Below are 24,345 nucleotides of genomic sequence, written 5' to 3'. Positions count from 1 at the left end.
CCCATGGCCGGCTTCAGGCGACTCATTGAGGCCGTCTGGCGGCTGGTCCGCTACGACGCCCTCCTGCCGCGGGAAGCCATCAGCCACTATCCGCCCGCCCTGCAGGCGCTGTCCCGGCTTCTGCTGGTCTTCGCCGGTCCCCAGTCCCGCCTGGGCCGCCCCGGCGAGCGTCTCGCCCTGGCCCTCGAGACCCTGGGTCCGGTGGCCATCAAGCTGGGTCAGCTCCTTTCCACCCGGGCCGATATCTTCGGCGCCGCCTTCGCGGTGGACCTGTCCCGACTGAAGGACCGGTTGTCGCCTTTCCCGACCGCGACGGCGCGGGCCGAGATCGAACACGCCCTTGGCCGCAGCGTCGAAAGCCTGTTTGCCCGGTTTGATGAGCCGATCGCCGCCGCCTCCCTTGCCCAGGCCCACCCCGCCTGGCTGCTGGACGGCCGCCATGTGGCGGTAAAGGTCCTGCGTCCCGGCATTGACCAGAGGGTCGCCGAGGACGCCGCCGCCATGCGCCTTGCGGCGAGCTTCCTGTCCGGCGTGTCGGCGACTGCCCGGCGCCTGCAGCCCCAGGCGCTTGCGGAAACGGTCATCCGGTCAACAGAGCTGGAACTGGACCTGCGGCTCGAAGCCGCCGGCTGTGATGAACTGCGCGGGGTCATGGCCCGGGACGGCTATATGACGGCGCCGCGCATCATCTGGGAGGGCGTCGGCAAGACGGTCCTGACCCTGGAATGGGCAAAGGGCCTTCCCCTTTCGGGTCCTGAGGCCCTGCAACAGCCGGGGCTCGACCGTCAGGCCCTGGCCGACAATCTGATCCGCGCCTTTCTGGCCCAGGCCCTGGACCATGGGGTCTTCCATGCGGACCTTCACGAGGGAAACCTGTTCGTGGCGGCGCCCGCCCGGATCGAGGCGGTTGATTTCGGCATTGTGGGACGGCTTGGCGCGCCCGAGCGGCGCTATCTGGCCGAGATCCTCTGGGGCTTTCTGGAGCGCGACTATGAGCGCGTGGCCAGGGTTCATTTCGACGCCGGCTATGTTCCCCGCACCCATTCGGTCTCGGCCTTCGCCCAGGCCCTGAGGGCGGTAGGCGAACAGGTCTTCGGCCGTCCGGCCAGCGAAGTACCCATGAGCCGGGTCCTCATCCAGCTCTTCGAGATCACCGCCATATTCGACATGAAGCTGAGGCCCGAACTGGTCCTGTTGCAGAAGACCATGGTGGCCGTGGAGGGCGTGGCCCGTGGCATCTGTCCCGACCACGACATGTGGCAGGCCGCCGACCCCGTGGTGCGGCGCTGGATGCTGCGGGAGCTTTCGCCTCCGGCCCAGGCCCGCCGCTTCCTTCAGGAAGGCGCAGACGCCCTCCAGAACCTTGCCCGCCTCCTTCAGTCGCCGCCGGCAGCGCCAGCATACCAGTCCGTGACGCCATCGCCCTGGATCTGGTTCGGCATTGGCGCAGCGACTCTGGCGGCAGGTGTCCTGCTGGGCGCCTGGCTCTTCTGAGCCTAGCCCTCGGTGTCCGAGGCCCGCCGATCGGCCTTGGCGGTCTGGCGCTTGCTCTCCCGGGCCTTCTGGATATCCCAATAGGCTGCGCCCTGGTCGGGCTTGAACATGGCCCTGGGAACGCCGTCCCTGGTAGCGACCGCAAAGACGTTGGAGCCGGCGTCGTAGATCAGGACATCGCCATTGGCCCGCTTCAGGGTCTGGGCGCCAGCCGGGGGCTTGCTGACAAAGGCCTGGGCCTTGCGGATATAGGCGTCGAGGTCCCGGGCGCCGAAGTCCTCACCATTTCGGACAAAGCTGCGCTCGGCATTCTCCTCAGCCGTTCCCTTGCGGCTGGAGGACCAGATGGCCTTGCCATTGATCTGGCGGGCCGGCTCATCCCGGGCGGCCTGCGCCTGGTAGGAGGAGCGCCGGTCTTCGGCGCTGTCACCGGTTGGGTTGCCGGTACGGTTGTCTTCATAGAGGTCGCGACGGTCGGTTCCATCGGTTCGCGTGGCGACGGCCGAAGACCGCTCACAGGCGGCCAGCATGACCAGGGTCAGCCCGAAGGCGGCGGCTAAACGCAGTTTTGACATGGGTTCTCTCCCCGAGCTAAGAGTGCAGGAACAAAATAGGAACCAACCTCCAAGGTTGTCGAGTCCTTTTTTGCCCGCCTGGCGAACCGGCCGTCCATCTGAAAAGGGGTTCGCACTTTTCCCGATCCGGCCTTAGAAGGCTGCAGGTTTGGCGGAGGCGCGGATCCCGTGTCGCAAAAGCGCATACTCTTGATCGTCGGGGGCGGAATCGCCGCCTACAAAAGCCTTGAACTCATTCGGCTTCTACGGAAGTCCGGTATCGGGGTGCGGGTCATTCTGACCTCGGCGGGCGCGGAATTCGTGACGCCCCTGTCCCTTTCGGCCCTGTCGGAAAACCCCGTCCATACCGATCTGTTCAGCCTGACGGACGAAGCCGAGATGGGGCATATCCAGCTTTCCCGGGCGGCTGACCTGGTGGTGGTCGCCCCGGCGACGGCGGATCTGATGGCCAAGGCCGCCAATGGCCACGCCAATGATCTGGCCTCCACGGTCCTGCTGGCCACCGACAAGCCGGTCCTCATGGCGCCGGCCATGAATGTCCGAATGTGGGAGCACGCCGCCACCCGCCGCAATCTTGCGACCCTGATGGCCGACGGCGTCCACATGGTCGGGCCAAATGACGGCGACATGGCCTGTGGAGAGTTCGGACCAGGCCGTATGGCCGAGCCTGCCGAAATCCACGCCGCCATTCTCGACCTGCTGTCCGGCTCCGCCAGACCCCTGGCGGGCAGACATGCCCTTGTGACGGCGGGACCGACAGCAGAGCCCATTGATCCGGTGCGCTATCTGACCAACCGCTCCAGCGGCAAACAGGGCTTCGCCATCGCGGCCGCCCTGGCCAAGCTCGGGGCGCGGGTGACCCTGGTCTCGGGCCCCGTCGCCCTGGCGACGCCTCCAGGCGTCAACCGGGTGGATGTGGAGACAGCGGTTGAGATGCTGGCAGCCTGCCAGTCGGCCTTGCCCGCCGATATCGCTGTCTGTGTCGCCGCTGTCGCGGACTGGCGCCCGGCGGAGGTGTCCGACCAGAAAACCAAGAAGGTTCCCGGCGGAGGGCCGCCGACCCTGACCCTTACGGAAAACCCCGACATTCTGGCCACCCTGTCCCGGAGCCAGAACCGGCCAGCTCTCGTCGTCGGCTTCGCCGCCGAGACCGACCAGGTGGAAGACTATGCCCGGGCCAAGCTGGCCCGGAAGGGCTGCGACTGGATCATCGCCAACGACGTCTCCATCGCCGGAACCATGGGCGGCGATGACAATGCGGTCTCCATTGTCACCAAGGACGGCATTGAACGCTGGGAGCGCCTGGCGAAATCACAGGTCGCCGACCAGCTGGCGGCGCGCATGGCTGAGGGCCTGAAATGAAACCGATGATCCCTGTGGTCCGACTGGCCCACAATAAGGACCTGCCCCTGCCGGCCTATGAAACGGCGGACGCCGCCGGCATGGATCTGCGCGCCGCCGTGCCCGCAAACGAACCCTTTGTCCTGAAGCCGGGCGCCCGGGCGGCCATCCCCACGGGCCTCTCCTTCGCCATTCCCTCGGGCTTTGAAGGTCAGGTCCGCCCCCGGTCCGGCCTTGCCCTGAAGTCCGGCATTTCCCAGGCCAATACCCCGGGCACCATTGACGCCGACTATCGCGGCGAGGTGAAGGTCATCCTGATCAATCTGGGCCAGGAGGACTTTGTCATCTCCCGGGGCGACCGGATCGGTCAGATGGTCATCGCCCCGGTGATCCAGGCCGGCTGGATCGAGGTCGACAGCCTGGACGAAACCGTCAGGGGCGCCAGGGGCTTCGGCTCCACGGGCGCCCAGTAAGCATCGGAGCCCCCATGGAACTTCTCCTCGTCCGTCATGGCCGCCCGGAGCGCCGCGAAGATACGTCAGATCCCCACCTCAATCCGGAAGGCCTGGACCAGGCCCGCAGGGTGGCCGACTGGCTGGCGGCGGAAAAGATCGACGCTGTCTGGTCGAGCCCCATGATGCGGGCGGTGCAGACGGCGGAGCCCTTTGCAGGTCTGGCGGGTCATGAAGTCCGGCGGCACGAAGGCGTGGTGGAATTTGACAGGTCGTCCGGCGTCTACATTCCCACCGAGGAACTCAAGCGCGAGAACTTCGCCGCCTGGCAGGCCATGGCCGAGGGCGGCAACGGCGTCGACATGGGCGAGTTCCAGGCCACGGTGGTTGCGGCGATGGAGGAGATCATCGCCGCCCATCCGGGCCAGAGGGTGGCTGTCTTCTGCCATGGCGGCGTGATCAATGTCTGGGCGGCCCACGTCCTTGGCATTGCGCCCAGGGTCTTCTTCGAAGCCGATTATACCAGCATCAACCGTTTCATGGCCGCCCGCAGCGGGCAGAGGAATGTGCTGAGCCTGAACGAGCGGGCGCACCTTCGGGGATAGATCGGGGTTTTCAGGGCCCGTTTCCTGACCTAGCCTTCCTGCCAGCAGCACGGGGACAAATACCCCGGCGGGAGGAAACATGGCCGGCGAGACCTTTCCCAGAACCGTAACAGACATTTCCCCTGCCTGGCTGACCGGCGCCCTTGAGCGGTCCGGCGTCCTCGCCGGGGCCCGGGTCGCAAAGGTGACGGCGGAGCCTCTCGGTGTCGGCCTGGGTTTCATGAGCGCCATGCAGCGCCTGATCCTGGACTATGACGGCCCGGCCCCTGAGGCGCCGCGTCGACTGATCGCCAAGCTGGCGCCCCTGGATCCCGGCGCCCGGCAGATCGATCTGGTGTTCCAGTTCTACGAAAAGGAAACCGGCTTCTACCGGCTCCTGCAGAAAGACAGCCCGATCCGCACCCCGCGGGCCTATCACGCAGAGTTCGATCCGCAGTCCCACGACTTCATCCTGTTGATGGAAGACCTGTCTCCGGCAAGGCTGGGGGACCACCTGGCTGGCATGAGCCCCGCCGACGCCGCCCTGGCCCTGGACGCCGCGGCCGCCTTCCATGGCCGGTGGTGGGGTTCACCCAGGCTGGCGGAAATGCCCTGGCTGCTGGAAATCAACTCGCCCCAGATGAAGGGCCTGCAGGGGGTCTATCAGCAGTGCTGGCCAGCGGTGGTCGACTTCCTGGGAGATGGCATGCCCGCCGCCATGAGGAAGACCGGCGAAAAGCTCGCCACCCGCATTGAGGCCATGATGGACCTGGCCGCCGCCATGCCGCGCACCATCATGCACGGGGACTATCGGGCCGATAACATGTTCTTCGAGGTGGGGGAGGCCAGGGAGCCCTTCGCCATAGCTGACTGGCAGGTCATGCTGGAGGGACCGGCGGCCTTCGACCTGGCCTACATGCTGGCGGGCAGCCTGAAGACCGATGTCCGCAGGCAGGCCCAGGATGACCTGGTCCAACGCCACCATGCCGGGCTGGTGAAGGCCGGGGTCGCCGACTATTCCCTGGCCCGGCTCCAGGCGGATTACCGGTTCTGCGCCACCCTGGGCTGGTGCTGGCCGGTCGTGGCCATCGGCTCCCTGGACATGGCCAATGATCGCGGCGTGGCGGTCTTCCGGGCCTGGGCCGAGCGGGCCATGGCGACCGTCCTCGACCTGGATGGCGACGCGGTCATTCCCTAGGTCAGTATGCTGGCGGCGGAACGAAGCTGCGGAGTTCGGACAGGGCCGCCGCCACCGAAAGGGTGATGGCGTCGCCCCCGGGTGGTCCGATGATCTGAACGCCGACTGGAAGACCAGAGGCCGTGAGCCCGGCCGGGGCGCAGGTCACCGGCAGGCGGCATGTGGTCGCCATCGAGATCCAGTCCAGCATGGAGGCATAGGGGATGGTCCGGCCGTCGCTGAGGGTCAGGACCCGGGTGTTGAACGGCGAATGGTCGTGGGGAAAGGCCGGAACCGGCGTCACCGGCGCCAGCAGGACATCATAGCGCGCAAAAACGCTGGCCGCCTGATCAATGAGCCTGAACCTGGTCTCGTCGGCCGCCAGCCATTCCAGATGGGTCGCCGTATAGGACAGGACCTGGCCGGCCATGGGGGCGCCCGCGGCCTTTGCAGCCAGGGCTTCCGGCCGCATGGAGAGCAGGTTGTCGATCTGGGCGGCGGAAAGGTCCTGGGCGATCACCGAGCCCAGCAGGGTCTGGTAGCAGTCCTTCAGAACTGCGGCATCCAACGGGGAGGGGACCAGTTCGACAGTAGCGCCGGCGTCCTCCAATGACCGTCCGTAAGCTTCAAGGACAGTGCGGACCTCCGGGTCCAGACCGTAGGCGGGTTCATCCAGCCACAGCCCGACCTTCAGCGTCTTAAGTCGTGGCGCAGGCACCGCCCCCGTCCCCGCCCGTGAGATGATCGAGAACAGCAGTTGCAGGTCCCGGGCCGACCTTGCCATGGGCCCCACCACATTCAGGTCCCGCGGGGCGCTGGATCCAGGCGCCGGGGGTACGTGGCCCCTCTGCGACACAGCCTCCCAGCTGGGCTTATGGGAATAGACACCGCAGAAATTTGCCGGAACCCGCAAGGAGCCGCCAATGTCCGACCCAATTTCCAGGGCCGTGATTCCCGTCGCCAGGCAGCCTGCTGCGCCGCCTGAGGATCCGCCCGTGGTCCGGGTCGGGTCCCAGGGATTGCTGGAAACCCCATAGAGGCTGTTGAAGCTCTGCCAGTCCCCGGCCATGACAGGGACATTGGTCTTGCCCCAGAATACGGCGCCAGCCGCCCGCGCCCGCGCAACTGTTTCTGCGTCCTCGCAGGAGGGGCGATTCCGGAGGGCCTCAACCCCGGCGCTGGCCGGCATGCCGACCACATCCAGGGTATCCTTCAGGGTCATGGGCAGTCCCTCCAGGACACCTGGTGTCTCGCCCTTCGCCCGCCGCTCATCGCTGGCCCTGGCCGCGGAACGCCCGCCCTCCAGATCCCGCACGACCACCAGGTTCAGCCTATCGCGTAGTCTGGCTTCACGGGCCGTGGAGAGGTCGAACAGTTCGACGGCGGAAACCTGTCCCGCCGCAAGAGCCGCCAGCTGGTCTGTGGCGTCCAGATCGAGAATGTCGCGGCTCATGGTGATCTCCGGTCAGGTCTTCAGGCCAAGGACGTCCTGCATGTCATATTCGCCCGGTTCCTTCCCGGCGACCCACCTGGCGGCTTCGACGGCGCCCCGGGCGAACAGGCTGCGGTCGCGGGCCGAGTGGCTGAGGGTGATGATCTCGTCCTCAGCGGCGAAGATCACCGAGTGATCCCCGACAATGCCGCCGCCGCGCAGGACGGAGAAGCCGATGTCTCCGGCGCGCCGCGGCCCGGTCATCCCGTCCCGGGCCCGGACCGAGACCTCGGACAGGACCTGGCCCCGACCGTCCGCCGCGGCCTGTCCCAGAAGGAGGGCGGTTCCCGAGGGGGCATCCACCTTTCGTTTGTGGTGGGCTTCGAAGACCTCGATGTCATAGGCTTCCGGACTTAGGGCCCTGGACGCCCTGGCGACGAGGCCGGCCAGCAGGTTGACACCCAGGGAATAGTTTCCGGTGCGGACGATGGGCAGTGACCGGGCGGCGGCGGCGATGCGCCCGGCCTGGGCTTCGGTAAACCCGGTGGCGCCGATGACCATGGCTGGCCCGCCCCGGGCGGCAAGGCCCTCTGCAAGCTGGGTCGAGGCCTCCGCCGTGGTGAAGTCAATGACCACATCGGCCATGACCAGGGCCTCCTCCGCCGTGGTCAGTCCGGGGCCGGTCGCTCCGGGCCGGTCGAATTTTCCCACGATCACCAGATCCGGACGATCCAGCAGGGCGGCCTCAAGGGCCAGCCCCATGCGGCCAAGGGCCCCCGCCAGGGCGATTTTCACAGGAAGGGTCATGACGCAGTTTCCGGAACGACTTTGCGCTGTTTGTCCTCGCCGCGAGGGTCCCGGTCAATGAATTCCCCGCCGCCCCTTCGCGTCGAAGGGGAATTTGGGGGAACTCTCTTCGCCCGGGGCGCCTTTCGGGCTGTTATCCGGCCCATGCCCCCTCTATAGGTTGCCTCTCATTCTTTGAACTTATGTAGGATCCGCCGCGCTTATGAGCGACTCGGAAAAACGCACCTTCACCGACGAAGAGGCTCTGGCCTTCCACAAGTACCCGACGCCGGGGAAGATCGAGATCATCGCCACCAAGCCGATGGCGACCCAGCGGGACCTCAGCCTGGCCTATTCGCCGGGCGTGGCTGTGCCTGTTCTCAAGATCGCTGAAGATCCGGAAGCGGCCTATGACTACACCTCCAAGGGCAACCTTGTGGCGGTGATTTCCAACGGCACGGCCATTCTGGGCCTCGGCAATCTGGGCGCCCTGGCCTCCAAGCCGGTGATGGAGGGCAAGAGCGTCCTCTTCAAGCGCTTCGCCGATGTGGATTCCATCGACATCGAAGTCTCGGCGACAGACCCCGATGAGATCATCACGGTGGTCAAGAATATCGGCGTGACCTTTGGCGGCATCAATCTCGAGGACATCAAGAGCCCCGAATGCTTCCGCATCGAGACCGAGCTGCAGGAGCTGCTCGACATTCCGGTCTTCCACGATGACCAGCACGGCACGGCCATCATCTCCGCCGCCGGCCTGATCAATGCCTGCGCCATTACCGGGCGCGAGCTTTCAGAGGTCAAGCTGGTGCTCTGCGGCGCCGGCGCCGCGGGGATCGCCTCCCTTGAGCTGATGAAGGCCATGGGCGTGCGGTCGGACAACTGCATCGCTGTCGACAATACCGGTGTCATCTATCGCGGCCGTTCCGAAGGCATGAACCAGTGGAAGTCGGCCCACGCCGTGGATACCGAACACCGCACCCTGGCCGACGCCCTCAAGGGCGCCGACGTCTTCATCGGCCTGTCGGTCAAGGGCGCCCTGACCCCGGACATGGTGCGCTCCATGGCGCCCAATCCGATCATCTTCGCCATGGCCAATCCCGACCCGGAAATCACCCCGGAAGAAGCCCACGCCGTGCGCAAGGACGCCATCGTCGCCACCGGCCGCAGCGACTATCCCAACCAGGTGAACAACGTTCTGGGCTTCCCCTACATCTTCCGGGGCGCCCTCGACGTGCGCGCCCGGCGGGTGAACATGGAAATGAAGATCGCCTGCGCCAACGCCCTGGCCCAGCTGGCCCGGGAAGACGTGCCCGACGAGGTCGCCGCCGCCTATCACGGCGTCCAGCTGAAGTTCGGCCCGGAATACATCATCCCCTCGCCCTTCGATCCGCGGCTGATGTCCTACATCCCGCCCTTCGTCGCCCAGGCGGCCATGGACACCGGCGTGGCCCGCAAGCCCATCGCCGACATGGACGCCTACCGCGCCTCCCTGGCCCAGCGCCTCGACCCCACGGCCGGTTTCCTGCAGAAGCTGCAGGGCGCTGTCCTGCGCGGGCCCAAGAAGCGGATTGTGTTCGCTGAAGGCGAAGAGCCCAGCGTCATCCGCGCCGCCTATGCCTTCGAGAGCGCCGGCCTTGGCCACGCCGTTCTGGTGGGCCGTGAGGATCTGGTCCGGGAAAACATGGTTCTGGCCGGTCTGGATCCCGCCGAGACCAATCTTGAAATAGTCAACGCCCGCGTCTCGGCCCACAATCCCCAGTTCGTGGACTTCCTCTACGCCCGCCTGGCCCGCCAGGGCTATCTGATCCGCGACGTCCAGCGCCTGATCAACCAGGACCGCAACTCCTTCGCCGCCTCCATGGTGGCCCTGGGTCACGCAGACGGCATGGTCACCGGCGTCACCCGGTCCTATGATCAGGTGCTCGAGGAGATCCTGAGGGTCATAGACCCCACCCCGGATGGCCGCGTCATCGGCATGAGCATATTGCTGGCCAAGAGCCAGACCCTGTTCATCGCCGACACCAACATCACCGAAATGCCGGAAGCCGACGAACTGGTGGAAATCGCCATGGAAGCGGCCCGGGCGGTCAAGGCCATGGGCTTCACCCCGCGGGTGGCTTTCATGTCCTATTCGACCTTCGGCAATCCCATGGGCCAGCGGTCCGAAAAGGTCCGCGAGGCCGTGGCCATGCTCGACGAGATGGACGAGGTCGACTTCGAATACGAAGGCGAAATGCCGCCGGAAGTGGCCCTGGATCCCCAGCGCCGCGCCAGCTACCCCTTCATGCGCCTGACCGGCCCGGCCAATGTCCTGATCATGCCGGCCATCCATTCGGCCGCCATCTCCACCCAGCTGGTCCAGGCCCTGGGCGGGGCGACCGTGATCGGTCCGGTCCTGCTGGGCCTGCAGAAGTCGGTCCAGATCGCCCCCCTGTCGGCCTCGGTCTCCAAGATCCTGCAGATGGCCACCCTGGCCGCCTACGAACAGGACATTGCGGAGGCTCAGTCTTGAGCCTCGGGTCCATCCTGAACTAGCAGGCTGCGCACTTCGGGGTGGCGCGGTCTTCGTGTCGTCACCCCATGAAGGAATGCGCAATGTCCGGCCTCAGTCTCGGTATCGATTTCGGCACCACCAATACGGTCATCGCCCTGGCCGGCGCCGGCGGCGCGGCTGAGCTGGTGCGTTTCCCCGCCCCCGAGGGCGAGGTCTTCGCCTTCCGCTCGGCCCTGTCCTTCAACGCCCCGGCGGATCGGCCTTCGGAGCGCCAGGTCGAGGCGGGGCCCTGGGCCATCGAGGCCTATGTGGAAGATCCGCTGGAGACCCGGTTCATCCAGTCCTTCAAGAGCTTTGCGGCTTCAGCCAGCTTCACGGAAACCCAGATCCTGGGGCGCCGCTATGTGTTCGAGGACATGCTCTCGGCCTTCCTGCTGAAGATGCGTGAACACGCGGGGCCAGGCCTGGCGGACATGCCGCGCAGGGTCATTGTCGGTCGCCCCGTGACCTTCGCCGGCGCCTCGCCTGACGAGGATCTGGCGCTGACGCGCTATGAAGCGGCCTTCGCCCGGCTGGGCTTTGAGGAAATCCTCTATGCCTATGAGCCTGTGGGGGCGGCCTTCTTCTTCGCCCGTGGCCTGACCCGGGACGCCACGGTTCTGGTGGGGGATTTCGGCGGCGGCACCTCCGATTTCTCGATCATCCGTTTCAGCCGCCAGGATGGCGAGATCCAGTCCACAGCCCTGGGGCGCTCCGGGGTCGGCGTGGCGGGCGACGCCTTCGACTACCGGATCATCGACAATCTTGTCTCGCCGGCCCTGGGCAAGGGGTCGACCTATTCCAGCTTCGGCAAGACCCTGCCCATCCCCAATCGCTACTATTCCGCCTTCGCCCGCTGGGATCAGCTGGCCCTGCTGCGGGCCAGCCGCGACATGCGTGACATCCGCAAGCTGGTCCGGGAAGCCGATGAGCCGGAGAAGATCTCCCGGCTGGTGGAGACCCTGGACGAGAACTACGGCTACCAGCTCTACAAGTCGGTCTCCCGGCTGAAAGAGACCCTCTCGGCCGAGACCCGGGCGACCTTCTCCTTCGACGCCGGATCCATCCAGCTGGAGCGCGAAGTCCAGCGTTCCGAATTCGAGGCCTGGATCTCCCCCGAGCTTGCCCAGATCGAGACCGCGGTGGATCAGGCGCTCAAGGACGCAGGTCTTGAGGCGGCGGGCATTGACCGGGTCTTCCTCACCGGCGGCTCATCCCTGGTGCCCGCCGTCCGCGACATCTTCCTCAAGCGGTTTCCCGCCGAGCGCATTGAAAGCGGCAATGAACTGGAGTCCATCGCCTCGGGCCTCGCCCTCATGGGCCGGGAACGGGACCTGGAACGCTGGTGCCGCCGGGCCTGAGCTATTTCTGGCCGACAGACGACACCAGTTCCCGCAGGGCGGCGTTGGCGATGGTCAGCTTGGCGAAGGTCCAGGAACCCCCCGCGCTTTCAATCTCCTCAACAGCCTGATGCGCCGCGCCCACCACTTCCCGACGCATGGCCGCCCAGGATTTCACCGCCCGGACCGCGCCTGCCGTATCGTCAGCTGACTTCTCTGACCCTGCAAAGGCCATGACCGCCCGCGTCACCGTAGCCTGTTCGGCCAGCAGGTCTTCCATCAGTCGCCGCAGGGCCGTGCGTTCGAAGTTGTCGCCGGCCCGGAAGCTGCCGGCCGCCACCCGCAGGCGGTCGAAGGCGAAGTCAGCCCCCACCTGCTGATAGAGCCGGGCCACAGGCGCCAGACGCCAGCTGGAGCCTTCGGCCAGGTCCACCAGGTCGATGGCGGTGGTCAGGGGCTCCAGGTTGGCCACCTGCCGGGCCAGGGCCTGGGGCGCGCCAAGGGCGACCATGGCCTGGACCTCGTCGTCCACCCGCTGTCGCTCGACCGGAGCGAGGATGTCGCCGCCCAGCTTGCGCAGTTCCGTCGTGCCGGGCTCATAGCGGCGGATCAGGTCGCCGACGCTGAGGTTTTCGCGACCAGCCCGACGGGCCAGCCAGAAGGTCTCGCCCCGCAGGGTGTAGACCAGGCGTTTGAACAGGGCCATCTGGCCGCTGGCCGGGATCTCGCCGGGCACCTTGCTGTCCAGGGCCGCCACCGCGCTCCAGAGACGCGGCAGGTCCAGCACGGCCTTGGCCGCCTCATAGCCGACAATCAGGGCCCGTGTGTCACAGGACGCCGCCGCCATCAGCCGCCCCGGGAAGGACGGGCCGCACTTGTTGATGATGTCATTGGCGACAACCGTGGCGATGATTTCCCGCCGCAGCCTGTGCCGGCTGAGCACCTGATCGTATTTGCGCAGGCCTTTGGGGAAGTAGCCTTCGAGCACGGCTTCGAAATACGGGTCATCCGGGGCCGAAGTGGCCACCATGTCCTGGGACAGCTCCAGCTTGCCATAGGCCAGCAGGACGGCCTCCTCGGGCCGAGCCAGACCCCGCCTCGCCTGGGCCCGCTCGGCCAGCAGGACGGCGTCGGGCAGGCCTTCCACGGTCCGGTCGAGGCGACCCTGGGACTCCAGCCTGGCCATGAACCGGCCCTGGGCGTCCAGATCGCTGGCCGCGTCCAGGTCCATCAGGGAAAGGGCCAGGGTCTGATCATAGTTGTGGCGCAGGACGTGGCTCGCCACATCCTGGGTCATGGACCGCAAAAGCTTGTCCCTCTGCGGGCGCGTCAGGACCCCGGTGCGCTCAAGGGCGCCGGTGGCGATCTTGATGTTCACCTCATGGTCGGAGGAGTCGACGCCTGCGGAATTGTCGATGGCGTCGGTGTTGATCCGTCCGCCATGCAGAGCGAACTCGATCCGGCCGGCCTGGGTCAGGCCAAGATTGGCGCCTTCGCCGACGACCTTGACCCGGAGGTCGCCGCCATTGACCCGCCAGGCGTCATTGGTCTTGTCGCCCACATCCCCGTGGCCCTCGGACCGGGCCTTCACATAGGTGCCAATGCCGCCCAGATAGAGCAGCTCGGCCCGGGCCCGCAGTATGGCGTTGATCAGCTCGCCCGGTGTCACCGTGTCAGCCGCAATGTCGAGGGCGGCCTTGACCTCCGGCGTCAGGGGGATGGACTTCAGGCTGCGGGCGAAGACGCCGCCGCCCTTCGAAATGGCCGAGCGGTCATAGTCATCCCATGACGACCGGGGCAGGGCGAACATCCGCGCCCGCTCGGCATAGGAGACCGCCGCATCCGGATCCGGATCCAGGAAGATGTGCCGGTGGTCGAAGGCGGCGATCAGCCGGGTCGCCTTTGACAGCAGCATGCCATTGCCGAAGACGTCCCCGGACATGTCGCCAACGCCGACCACGGTGAAGGGCTCGGTCTGGATATCCTTGCCCAGTTCGCGGAAGTGCCGCTTGACGGCTTCCCAGGCGCCCCGGGCGGTAATGCCCATGACCTTGTGGTCATAGCCCGCTGAGCCGCCGGAGGCGAAGGCGTCGCCCAGCCAGAAGCCGTAGGACTCCGCTACCCCATTGGCGATGTCCGAGAAGGTCGCCGTGCCCTTATCGGCGGCGACCACCAGATAGGGATCATCCCCGTCATGGACGACCACGCCCTTGGGATGGACCACCTTGCCGTCAGCGGTCAGGTTGTCGGTGATATCCAGCAGGCCCTGGAGGAAGGTCGTATAGGCCCGCACCCCTTCGGCCCGAACGGCGTCAGGGCTGCCGCCCTTTGGCAGTTGCTTGGGATAGAAGCCGCCCTTTGACCCCACAGGCACGATGACGGCGTTCTTGACCTGCTGGGCCTTCACAAGGCCCAGGACCTCGGTGCGGAAGTCGTCGCGGCGGTCGGACCATCGCAGGCCGCCCCGGGCGACGGGGCCGAACCTCAAGTGGACGCCCTCCACATGGGTCGCCCAGACGAAGATCTCGCGATAGGGCTTGGGCAGGGGCAGGTCGGCCAGTTCCGGCGAGGCGACCTTGAAGCTGATATAGGCCTTGGGCTGCCCATCGGCGCCTGGCTGGTAATAGTTGGTGCGCTGTATGGCCCCCACCAGCAGGGCGATCCGCCGCAGGACCCGGTCTTCATCCAGGCTCTCGACGGTCTGCAGGGCCTCGATGATCTCGGCCATTTCCGCTGCCGCCCGGGCCTGACGGGTCTTCAGATCGACCTTGATGGCGGGATCGAACCTGGTGCGGAACAGCTGGAGAATCCCCGATGTCACGGCGGGGTGGGCCGCAAGGGCGGCTTCCTGCACCCTCTGGCTGGGGTCGAGGCCCGACTGCTGACGGTGCCGGGACAGGGCGCGGATCAGGGCCGCTTCCCGCCAGGAGGCCGGCAGTTCCAGCACCAGACGGTTGAAGCCGTCATTCTCGGTCCGGCCCTGCCAGACGGCGGTGAAGGCGTCCTCGAAGGCCTGTTTTACCTGTTCGAAGACAAGGTGCTCGCCCTGCTCGTCCAGCAGGTCAAAGTCGTGGATCCAGACCGTTCCGCCACCGGCGGGGGTGACGGGAAAGCCCGTCTCCACCATGGCCTTCAGGCCCATGTTCTCGAGAATTGGCAGGACATCGGCCAGGGGCGCCGGGGCGCCCGGACGATAGAGCTTGAACCGGAACTGGGTGCGGGCGTCGTCGGGCCGGCGATAGGCGCGGATGTGGACGCCATCGCTGACGGACAGGGTTTCCAGCACCTGCAGGTCCGCCAGGGCCTCTTCAGAGTCGTACTTGTCCTTGTATCCTGCGGTGAAGGCGCCGCCATAACGGCCCAACAGCTCGGCGACCTGGGCCATGGGTCGGTTCTGGCCGCGCACGGCGTCAGAGAACAGGTCTTCCCAGGTCCGCGCTGCAGCGGCGATCTGGTCTTCGATCTTCCTGAGATCCGGCTTCTTGTGATCGCCGGGATTGAACCCGACAATGAAGTGCACCCGGGCCAGGGGGGCGTCTGAGAAGGACGGATAATAGGCTGAAATCCGGCCGCCATAGGCCTCGGCCAGCAGGGCGCCTGCTTTGGCGCGAAGACCGGAATCATAGCGTTCACGGGGAACATAGAGCAGGACCGAGGCGAAGCGGTCATAGGGGTCCAGGCGCTCGAAAAGGCGGACCCGGGGGCGGTCATAGAGGTGGAGAATGGCCTGGGACGTGGACAGCAGGTCGGCTACGGGCGCCTGGAAGATCTCGTCCCTTGGATAGTTCTCGATGATGTTCTTCAGGCGTTTTTCGTTGTGGCTGCCGGGCAGGGCGCCTGACCTGGCCAGAATTGTCTGAAGCTTGGCGCGGATCAGTGGAACCTCATTGGCCGGCTTGTCATAGGCTTCGGCTGTGAACAGGCCGACAAACCGCACCTCGCCCGACGGCTTGCCGTCAGCGCCGTAGGCTTTGATCCCCACATAATCCATGTAGCCGCGACGGTGGACCAGACTGCGGACATTGGACTTGGCCACCATGACCGAAGGGTCGGCCATGCGCTTGCGGATCTGGGTCGACAGAACGGCCGGTTCCGAGGTCCGCCTCAGCACGGTGCGTTCGGGGCTGCGCAGGACGCCCAGGCCCGACTCCGGCTGGACCAGGGGTTCCTCCGGGGCATAGTCCCCGTCCGCCTTGCGCGGGTATTCATAGACCCGGGCGCCGAGATAGACGAAGTGCTCGTCCCGCAGCCAGTTCAGGAAGTCCACATCCTCTTCACGGATCAGGCTCTCGGCCTTGCCTGAAACGGTGCGGCCCTGGACCTCGGCGACAGTCCGGCCCATCAGGGCCAGCATTTTCGGGAAGTCCTCCACAGCAGCGCGGACATCAGCCAGAACCGCCTTGACGCCCCGGAGCAGGGCGGCCTCACGGTCGGCCCCGACCTTGTCCATCACCACCAGGATCATGGACTCGCGTTGGGCGATGGCGTCGTCCGACCGGGCGCCTGCCTTGTCGCGTCCCACTTCGACAATGGGGTGGAACATGGCGCGGACCGACAGGCCCTGCTCGGCGATCTCGCCCATGACGCTGTCCACCAGGAAGGGGGCGTCAGGCTGGATGATTTCCAGCCGGTCGAGGCCTGAGGCCGGATCAGACACCAGGCGCAGGCTGGGTGTCCTGCCCTTTCGAACCGAGCCATAGGCCCAGAAATCGGCCAGGAGGCCCGCCAGGTCCTCGGCGCTGAAATCCGGCAGGTCGTCGGGACCAAGGTCGCGGTTCGCCTGGTCAAGAAAGGCCTCTGCGGCCGGCTCGCTGACAAGGGCGCTGAAGGCGGCCTTGAGGCCGGCTTTCGTAGGTTTGGTCATGGGCTTGTCCGGATCGCCTGGGGTGAAGTCAGGAGGGGCGAATGCAGGGAGTGGGAAGGTTCAGACATGAGAACGCCGCCGGAGGAGAGTATCCGGCGGCGTCTGGCCCCGCCCTGGGGGGGAGGCGGAGCCCTCAGGAGGCATGATGCTCTATGAGCATTTTGGGCTCGAAGGGGTGTCGAGCCACCCAGAGATGGGGAGCCTGCAGGCAAAGTTAAGCCCCCGCCGCAGGTTTTCGATCGCGAAGTTTGTCAGGCGTTCCGTCTGCCGAAAGCAGGACCGCAAGCCAGCGGGACCCTTCGAACTGGGCGCAGATGACCATGGTGATGACTGTCAGGGGGGTGGACAGGAACATGCCGGGCACGCCCCAGATTGCGCCCCAGAAGGCCAGGGACAGCAGGACAATCACTGTGTCGATGTTCAGGCTGTCGCCCTGCATGCGCGGCAGGATCACATTGCCCACCACGAACTGCACGCCACCCAGGCCTGCGGCCACCACGATTGCGGGCCAGATGCCTTCGAACTGCACCAGGGCGAAGAGCGGCGGCGCCAGTATGCCGATCGCCCCGCCGACAATGGGCACATAGGAGGCGATGAAGATCAGGAAGGCCCAGAAGACGGCGTTGTCGAGGCCGATCAGCGTCATGATCAGCCAGGAGGCGGCGGCGATCATCAGGCCTGTGAGGGTCTGGACCCAGAGATACTGCTCCACGCTGTCACGGATCCGGACAAAGACTTCGGTGGCGCTCTGGCGCTCTGTCCGGTTGCGGGACAGGCTGACCAGCTTGCGCTCGACCCCCCGCTTGGACGCCAGGATGAAGCCCAGATAGATCAGGATCAGAACGCCATTGGAGGCGAAGGCCTGAACGCCCTTGGCGATGTCGCCGAGATACTTGGCCGGGTTCAGCCAGGCGACGGCGTCGGCCATGGTCGGGACATTGTGGGCGTGAACGGCGTTGGCGCCCTTGGCCAGGAGGTCGTTCAGTCGCGGCGTATAGGTGACCAGCTTCGCTCCGAGGCTTGCGCCGTTTTCCGCAATCACCAGCAGTGAGCCGCCAAACAGCAGCAGGGACAGGATGATCGCCATGGGAATGGCTGCGGCATTGCTGACCCATTTCAGCCTGCGGGTTATGGCCCGGGCGAAACTGTCCACCACAATGGCCAGGAAGAGGGCCAGGGCCGGCGGCGTCAGAATGTCAGCCAGGACATAGGCGGCGGCGCCCGAAGCGATCACCGCAAGGATGAGCAGGCAGTTGCGCTCAAGGCTGGAGGAGGTTGTGGCGTCGGCCATGGGTCGGACAGGACTCCCAGGACTTCAGGGCTTCGGAGCGAAGCTCTGATCTCAGCCCCTGACGCTGCCGCTGATTTGGCGAACAAATGGTTTCCGGCCAGCGAAATGGTTGCAATGGAAACTTCCGGCAGGCGGAGAGGTTTGACGTCGGGCCTGTCTTGCTGCTTGAAGTCTGACCTGTTTCCGCTGGCTTGATCTGATCCCATGACCGACGTCATCCTCATCGGAGGAGGCCATAACGGCCTCGTCTGCGCCTGGTATCTCGCAGAGCGGGGGCTGAAGGTTACAGTCCTCGAACGTCGGGATGTGGTGGGCGGCGCAGCAGTGACCGAGACCTTCCATCCGGGATTCCGCAATTCGGTCGCCAGCTACACGGTCAGCCTGCTCAATCCCAGGGTCATCGCCGACCTGGATTTGCCCCGGCACGGGCTGAAGGTGCTGGAGCGCAAGGTCTCCAACTTCCTGCCGGTGGAGAACGGATATCTCGCTACAGGGGATGGTCGAACCCATTCAGAAGTCGCCAAGTTCTCGCAGAGGGATGCTGACCGGCTCGACGCCTACAATGACCGGCTGGAGGCCATAGCCGACGTCCTGCGCGAACTGGTGATGCAGAGTCCGCCCGACATGACCCAGGGCAATCTGTTCCAGGCCATTCCGGAACTGCTGAAAAGCGCCGTCATCGGCCGGCGTCTTTCGAAGCTGGACGTGACCGGACGGCGGGACCTGCTCGCCCTTTTCTCCCAGTCAGCGGGGGACTGGCTGGACGGCTGGTTCGAAAGCGATCCGATCAAGGCGGTCCTGGGCTTTGACGGGATTGTTGGCAATTTCGCCAGCCCCTACGCCCCGGGCTCGGCCTATGTCCTGCTGCACCATGTGTTCGGTGAGGTGAACGGCAAGAAGGGCGCCTGGGGTCACGCGGTCGGCGGCATGGGCGCCATCACCCAGGCCATGGCCTCGGCCTGCCGGGAAAAGGGCGTGGATATCCGGACCGGGGTGGCGGTCGGGGAAGTCCTGACCCGGAAGGGCCGGGCCTGCGGCGTCGTCACCTCAACCGGCGAGCGGATCGAGGCGGCGACCGTGGTGTCCAACATCCACCCGCAACTGCTCTACAGAAAGCTGGTGGATCCCGCCCTGCTGCCCGCCGACTTCAACGAGCGGATGGACCGCTACCGGTCCGGCTCGGGCACCTTCCGGATGAATGTGGCGCTGAGCGAACTGCCGCGCTTTAGCTGCCTGCCGGAACCCGGCGATCACCTGACCGGCGGGATCATACTGGCGCCCAGCCTGGCCTATATGGAGCGGGCCTTCGCCGATGCCCGGCAGGATGGCTGGTCAAGGGAGCCCATTGTCGAGCTGCTGATCCCGTCCACCCTGGATGACAGCCTGGCCCCTCCCGGCCAGCACGTGGCCAGCCTGTTCTGCCAGCACGTCCAGCCGGTCCTGTCCGGCGGTCGCAGCTGGGATGACCATCGCGAAGAGGTCGCCGACCTGATGATCGATACAGTGGACAGGTGGGCGCCGGGCTTCAGGGCCTCGGTCCTTGGCCGCCAGATCAACAGTCCGCTGGATCTGGAGCGGACCTTCGGGCTGGTCAATGGCGACATCATGCATGGGGTGCTGAGCCTTGATCAGCTGTTCTCGGCCAGGCCAGTCCTGGGTCACGGCGCCTATCGCAGCCCGATCAAGGGTCTCTACATGTGCGGCGCCGGAACCCACCCCGGCGGCGGGGTCACGGGCGCGCCTGGCCACAACGCCGCGCGGGAAATCCTGAAGGACCTTCGCCGCTGATCCCGGTGGCGCGTCGTCGGTCTGGCCACTAAGCTGACCCACGAGGGCTTTTCGAGGACAAGACCATGGCCGATGACGGCGTACTGATCGGCAATTCCGAGCACTTTGAGTATCTGCGCCTGGACCGGGCCAACCGCCATGGCCTGGTGGCTGGAGCGACCGGCACCGGCAAGACCGTGACCCTGCAGGTCCTGGCCCAGGGCTTTTCCGACGCCGGGGTCCCGGTCTTCGCCGCTGACGTGAAGGGCGATCTCAGCGGCATCTCCATGACCGGCACGCCGAACGAGAAGATGCTGGCCCGGGCCCAGTCCATGAAGCTTGAACTGCATCCGTCTGCTGCACCGGTGGTCTTCTGGGATCTGTTCGGGGATCAGGGGCATCCGATCCGCACCACGGTGTCGGAAATGGGCCCCCTGCTGATTTCGCGCATGCTGGACCTCAATGACGTCCAGGAGGGCGTCATGGCGGTGGTGTTCCGCGCCGCAGACGAAGAAGGCCTGCTGCTGCTGGACATGAAGGACCTGCAGGCGGCCCTGAACTATGTCTCCGAGCACGCCGCAGACCTCAGCGCCCGCTATGGCCGCGTGGCGCCGGCGACCGTGGCGACCATCCAGCGCAAGCTGCTGGTGCTGGAGGATCAGGGTGGCGACAGACTGTTTGGCGAGCCGGCCCTGGACCTGGGCGACCTCATGCGCTGTGACGGATCCGGCAGGGGCTATGTGAATCTGCTGGCGGCCGACAAGCTGATTTCCAATCCCCAGCTCTACGCCACCTTCCTGCTCTGGTTGATGAGCGAGCTGTTCGAGCAGATGCCCGAGGTGGGTGATCCCGAAAAGCCCCGGCTGGTTTTCTTCTTCGATGAAGCCCACCTGCTGTTCCGGGACGCGCCCAAGGCCCTGCTGGAGAAGGTCGAACAGGTTGTCCGCCTGATCCGGTCCAAGGGCATTGGCGTCTATTTCATCACCCAGAATCCGGCCGATATTCCACAGACCGTGCTGGGCCAGCTGGGCAACCGGGTGGAGCACGCCCTGCGGGCCTATACCCCTGTCGAGCAGAGGGGCCTGCGCGCCGCCGCCGACAGCTTCCGCCCCAATCCCGCCTTCGACACGGCTGAGGCCATTCAGGCCCTCGGGGTCGGCGAAGCCCTGGTCTCGGTGCTGGACGAGAGGGGAGCCCCCACCATGGTGGCCAGGACCATGATCCGTCCGCCCAATTCCCGGATCGGTCCGGCGACTCCCGCCGAGCGGGCCCAGGTCATGGCCGGCAGCCCGGTAAAGGGGCTCTATGATCAGGTGGTTGACCGGGAGTCGGCCTATGAACGGCTGAACGTCCGGACCCAGGTGGAGGCTCCCACCGCCGAAGCTCAGCCTGAAGCGCCTCAGAAGGACTCAAACCCTGTAGGGGAGTGGGCTGGTTCCGCCGCTTCTGTCGTGTTCGGCCGCCAGGGCGGGCGTCAGAGCATGGCCGAAACATTCGCCAAGCAGCTGATCCGCACTGTGGCGTCCACGGCCGGCCGGGAAATCATGCGCGGCATGCTGGGCGGGCTGTCTGGACGCAAGCGGCGCTGACCCATGAAAACGCCCCGGACCTTGCGGCCCGGGGCGTCATTCAGATCCCGTCTCAGGCAGATCCCGTCTCAGGTCGGGCCTAGCGCGGAGCCATGCGGATGGCGCCGTCCAGGCGGACGTCTTCACCGTTGAAATAGCCGTTGGTGATCATGGTCAGGGCCAGTTGGGCGTAGTCTTCCGGAGCGCCGAGGCGCTTGGGGAAGGGCACGGAATTGGCCAGGGCCTGCTTCACGGCTTCCGGCGCGCCGCGCATCAGCGGGGTGTCGAAGATGCCGGGCAGGATGGTGTTGACGCGGATGCCGTCGCCAGCCAGGTCGCGGGCGATGGGAAGGGTCATGCCGACCACGCCGCCCTTGGACGCCGAATAGGCCGCCTGGCCCATCTGGCCGTCCTCAGCCGCCACGGAGGCGGTGTTGACGATGGCGCCGCGCTCTCCGTCGATGGGCTCGAGGTCCAGCATGCCCTTGGCGGACTTGGCGATGCAGCGGAAGGTGCCGACCAGGTTGATCTGGATGATCAGGTTGAAGGCGTCCAGGGGGAAGTGCTTGGTTTCGCCGGTTGTCTTGTCGCGGCTGGCGGTCTTGGCCGCATTGCCGGTGCCGGCGCAGTTGACGAGGATGCGCTCCTGGCCGTGGGCGGCCCGGGCCTTGGCGAAGGCCGCATCGACTTCGTCTTCCGAGGTCACATTGCACTTGCAGAAAACGCCGCCGACTTCCTTGGCGACTTCCTCGCCCCGGGCTTCGTTCATGTCGAAGATGGCGACCTTGACGCCATGGGCGGCAAGCTGACGGACCGTGGCTTCGCCGAGGCCGGAGGCCCCGCCGGTGACGACCGCGGCGATGGAGGAATCGAGTTTCATGGCGCTTTGCTCCCGTTCTCGTTAAGATGAAGTCCCGTTGACCCGAGCCTTTAGCCCGATGAGCGCCAAGTCCAAAGCCTCACCCGACGTCAATAACGACAGTTTTGATGCAAAAGGTCCGATTGACCCGGCAAAGGCCCTGGTTCCCCAGACCCTGAGGGTCAATGAGGAGCGGGTCCGGCAGGGCTTTCTGCCCAAGATCGCCAGGGTGGCGGCCTCCATTCCCTTCGCCAGGGACGCCATATCGGTCTGGTATTGCGCCCGGGATCCCCAGACGCCCCTGGGCGCCAAGGGCATGATGATGGCCGCCCTGGCCTATTTCGTCCTGCCCACAGACGCCTTTCCGGACTTTCTGGGCGTGATTGGCTTCACCGATGACGCCGCGGTCTTCGCCGCCTTGATCGCCATAGTCGGTCGCCATCTCAAGCCCCACCACCGTGCGGCCGCCGACGCCCTGCTGGTCAGGCTTCAGCAGACCTGAGCAATCGCGCCGTGACGTGCTCGCGCCAGGTGATGAACAGGGTCGAGACCACGACTATCAAGGCGCCGATCAGGGTCCATATTCCAGGCAGCTCGTGGAAGAGCATGAAGCCCGCAAGCACCGAGAAGACCAGCCGGATATAGTCCACCGGCGCCATGGCGGCGGCGTCGCCTACAGCCATGCCGCGGATATAGCAGGCCTGGGTGACCGTCCCCATCACCCCCATGACCCCCAGCAGTATCAGGTCGGGTAAGGCCGGCCAGCGCCAGCTGAGGAAGGCGCCGGGCAGGGCCAGGACCAGACCCAGGGCGGCGGACCAGACCAGCAGGACAATCGGCGCATGGTCCTTGGTCATCACCTTCATGCCGGTGATGGTCAGGGCGAAGAGGAAGGATGATCCCAGCATGGCCAGGGCCGGAATCCCCATGGCGAAATGGCCGCCGGCGCCGGGCCTGACCATGACCAGAACCCCCAGGAATCCGACAAGCGCTGCGCCAATACGCAAGGGACCGACCTTTTCACCCAGCACAAAGGCGGCCAGGGGCACCAGCCACAGGGTGCGTGTGAAGCTCAGGGCGTTGGCGTCCGCCAGGGGCATCTTCTGGAAGGCGTAGAAGGACAGGACCATGCCGATGGTCCCCGCCGCAGACCGGAAGATCAGTATGCCCGGCCGGGACGTCGCGAAAACCGCCTTGCCCCTTTGCAGTATGACCGGCAGCAGGATCAGGAACCCGGCGAGCTGTCGGTAGAAGGTCTGGAGACCAGCCGGATAGTCAGCCCCCAGGAACTTGATGAGGGTGGTCATGACCGTAAAGGCCAGGGCCGACGCCACCATCCAGAGGGCGCCGCGTACATTGGGCGTCAGGCGCGCCCAGGCGGCAGGCCCCGCCTCTGTCACGCCGGCTGCTCGGGAAAGACACCGCCGAATATGGTGGCGAAGGGCGAGGCCATGGTGGTGTCCCAGGCATGCCGTCCGCCCACCGTGATGCCGCCGTCGACGACAATGTGGGTGCCGGAGACGAATGCGGAGTCCTCAGACGCCAGGTAGAGGGCGGCCTTGGCGATGTCGTCCGGCAGGCCGGCCTTCTTCACCGGCTGGGCCATCTGGCCGTTCTGGGCCACCATGGCCGCCATCTGGTCAGCGACCTCGATGGGCATGCCGAAGGAGGCGCCGAAGATCGAGGTTGCGATCAGACCCGGGCAGATGGCGTTCACCCTTATGCCCTGCGGAGTCAGTTGGGCGGCCGCCACCCGGCTCATGTGGATGACGCCGGCCTTGGCGGTGGAATAGGCCAGCGGCCCATATCCGGCCTGCAGACCGGCGATGGAGGCGGTGTTGATGATGGAGCCGCCGCCGCGCTTCAGCATGAGGGGCGTGGCGTGCTTGATGCCCAGGGCCGGGCCGCGGACCAGTATGTCGAAGATCCAGCTCCAGCCTTCCGGCGTGATCTCGGCCACTGTGGTCATGCGGTCGGAAATGCCGGCATTGTTGAACAGGATGTCGAGACCGCCGAATTCGCTGTCCGCCAGGTTCAGGGCGGCGGCGATCTGGTCTTCCTGGGTGACGTCGCAATGGGCGTATTTCACCCGGTCCGGGAAGCGCTTTTCCAGCATGGCGCCTTTTTCGTCCTGGATGTCGGCAGCCACCACCCTGGCGCCTTCAGCGACGAAGAGCTCCACCGTTCCAAGCCCGATGCCCGATGCGCCGCCGGTGATCACCGCCACCTTGCCGTCCAGACGTCCCGCCATGTTCAATCTCCCCAGATGATCAGTGATC

Annotated in this window: 18 protein-coding genes; 10 read left to right on the top strand and 8 right to left on the bottom strand. The window is 66.0% G+C overall.

Translation table 11 applies throughout. The features are described 5' to 3' along the window. The first annotated feature begins 3 nt into the window (after positions 1 to 3). Positions 4 to 1,494 carry a 2-polyprenylphenol 6-hydroxylase gene (ubiB, locus tag CFE28_00725; GenBank protein ID OYU68653.1) on the top strand — a complete coding sequence of 497 codons (1,491 nt, stop codon included), beginning with the start codon at positions 4 to 6 and terminating at the stop codon, positions 1,492 to 1,494. A 2-nt stretch (positions 1,495 to 1,496) separates the two neighbouring features. On the opposite strand, the gene CFE28_00720 is transcribed toward ubiB, so the two are convergent. Next, the gene (locus tag CFE28_00720; protein OYU68652.1) at positions 1,497 to 2,069 is read right to left on the bottom strand and encodes a hypothetical protein; all 573 of its coding nucleotides are present in this window, start codon (positions 2,067 to 2,069) and stop codon (positions 1,497 to 1,499) included. 168 nt (positions 2,070 to 2,237) lie between these two features. On the opposite strand from CFE28_00720, the gene CFE28_00715 reads away from it, so the two are divergent. The 4 genes from CFE28_00715 to CFE28_00700 all read left to right on the top strand — a co-directional run bounded on the left by CFE28_00715 (position 2,238) and on the right by CFE28_00700 (position 5,644). Next, entirely contained in the window at positions 2,238 to 3,431 is a 1,194-nt protein-coding gene (locus tag CFE28_00715) for a bifunctional phosphopantothenoylcysteine decarboxylase/phosphopantothenate synthase (protein ID OYU68651.1), read from the top strand. Beyond that, a complete protein-coding gene (locus CFE28_00710; protein ID OYU68650.1) occupies positions 3,428 to 3,883 on the top strand; it encodes a deoxyuridine 5'-triphosphate nucleotidohydrolase in 456 nt (151 codons plus the stop codon). The genes CFE28_00715 and CFE28_00710 overlap by 4 nt, the downstream gene beginning before the upstream one ends. Before the next feature lie 14 nt (positions 3,884 to 3,897). After that, positions 3,898 to 4,467: a hypothetical protein gene (locus tag CFE28_00705; GenBank protein OYU68649.1), complete on the top strand. Its 570-nt coding sequence runs from the start codon at positions 3,898 to 3,900 to the stop codon at positions 4,465 to 4,467. 79 nt (positions 4,468 to 4,546) lie between these two features. After that, complete coding sequence (locus tag CFE28_00700; protein ID OYU68648.1) at positions 4,547 to 5,644, top strand: hypothetical protein; 1,098 nt, start codon at positions 4,547 to 4,549, stop codon at positions 5,642 to 5,644. 1 nt (position 5,645) lies between these two features. On the opposite strand, the gene CFE28_00695 is transcribed toward CFE28_00700, so the two are convergent. Both CFE28_00695 and CFE28_00690 read right to left on the bottom strand, forming a co-directional pair. Beyond that, positions 5,646 to 7,076 (bottom strand): amidase, encoded by a 1,431-nt coding sequence (locus CFE28_00695; GenBank protein OYU68647.1) that lies wholly within the window; start codon positions 7,074 to 7,076, stop codon positions 5,646 to 5,648. Between the two features lie 12 nt (positions 7,077 to 7,088). Then, positions 7,089 to 7,862 carry a 4-hydroxy-tetrahydrodipicolinate reductase gene (locus tag CFE28_00690; GenBank protein ID OYU68646.1) on the bottom strand — a complete coding sequence of 258 codons (774 nt, stop codon included), beginning with the start codon at positions 7,860 to 7,862 and terminating at the stop codon, positions 7,089 to 7,091. A 202-nt stretch (positions 7,863 to 8,064) separates the two neighbouring features. Here CFE28_00690 and CFE28_00685 point away from each other — a divergent pair, with 202 nt between their 5' ends. Further along, positions 8,065 to 10,356, top strand: a complete 2,292-nt coding sequence (locus tag CFE28_00685; protein ID OYU68645.1) for an NADP-dependent malic enzyme — start codon at positions 8,065 to 8,067, stop codon at positions 10,354 to 10,356. Positions 10,357 to 10,424: 68 nt separating this feature from the next. Beyond that, a complete protein-coding gene (locus tag CFE28_00680) occupies positions 10,425 to 11,738 on the top strand; it encodes a hsp70 family protein (GenBank protein ID OYU68644.1) in 1,314 nt (437 codons plus the stop codon). Position 11,739: 1 nt separating this feature from the next. Here CFE28_00680 and CFE28_00675 read toward each other — a convergent pair whose 3' ends face one another. Next, entirely contained in the window at positions 11,740 to 16,581 is a 4,842-nt protein-coding gene (locus CFE28_00675) for a glutamate dehydrogenase (GenBank protein OYU68643.1), read from the bottom strand. A gap of 214 nt (positions 16,582 to 16,795) precedes the next feature. After that, positions 16,796 to 17,872, bottom strand: coding sequence for an AI-2E family transporter (locus CFE28_00670; protein OYU68642.1), 1,077 nt, complete (start codon positions 17,870 to 17,872; stop codon positions 16,796 to 16,798). Positions 17,873 to 18,076: 204 nt separating this feature from the next. Between CFE28_00670 and CFE28_00665 the strand changes: the two genes are divergently transcribed. Next, positions 18,077 to 19,660, top strand: a complete 1,584-nt coding sequence (locus tag CFE28_00665) for an FAD-dependent oxidoreductase (GenBank protein ID OYU68641.1) — start codon at positions 18,077 to 18,079, stop codon at positions 19,658 to 19,660. A gap of 65 nt (positions 19,661 to 19,725) precedes the next feature. Then, on the top strand, positions 19,726 to 21,228 hold the full coding sequence (locus tag CFE28_00660; protein OYU68640.1) for an ATP-binding protein: 1,503 nt from the start codon (positions 19,726 to 19,728) through the stop codon (positions 21,226 to 21,228). Positions 21,229 to 21,307: 79 nt separating this feature from the next. On the opposite strand, the gene CFE28_00655 is transcribed toward CFE28_00660, so the two are convergent. Beyond that, the gene (locus CFE28_00655; protein OYU68639.1) at positions 21,308 to 22,087 is read right to left on the bottom strand and encodes a 3-hydroxy-2-methylbutyryl-CoA dehydrogenase; all 780 of its coding nucleotides are present in this window, start codon (positions 22,085 to 22,087) and stop codon (positions 21,308 to 21,310) included. A 58-nt stretch (positions 22,088 to 22,145) separates the two neighbouring features. Between CFE28_00655 and CFE28_00650 the strand changes: the two genes are divergently transcribed. Then, positions 22,146 to 22,568: a hypothetical protein gene (locus CFE28_00650; GenBank protein ID OYU68638.1), complete on the top strand. Its 423-nt coding sequence runs from the start codon at positions 22,146 to 22,148 to the stop codon at positions 22,566 to 22,568. Here the strand turns inward: CFE28_00650 and CFE28_00645 are convergent. Then, positions 22,549 to 23,403: a multidrug transporter gene (locus tag CFE28_00645; GenBank protein ID OYU71479.1), complete on the bottom strand. Its 855-nt coding sequence runs from the start codon at positions 23,401 to 23,403 to the stop codon at positions 22,549 to 22,551. The genes CFE28_00650 and CFE28_00645 overlap by 20 nt on opposite strands. 59 nt (positions 23,404 to 23,462) lie before the next feature. After that, a complete protein-coding gene (locus tag CFE28_00640) occupies positions 23,463 to 24,317 on the bottom strand; it encodes a 2,5-dichloro-2,5-cyclohexadiene-1,4-diol dehydrogenase (GenBank protein OYU68637.1) in 855 nt (284 codons plus the stop codon). Between the last annotated feature and the right edge of the window lie 28 nt (positions 24,318 to 24,345).

The sequence above is a fragment of the Alphaproteobacteria bacterium PA2 genome (assembly GCA_002256425.1).
Lineage (GTDB): Bacteria > Pseudomonadota > Alphaproteobacteria > Caulobacterales > Caulobacteraceae > Phenylobacterium.
This window is presented reverse-complemented; position numbering and strand designations above follow the sequence as displayed.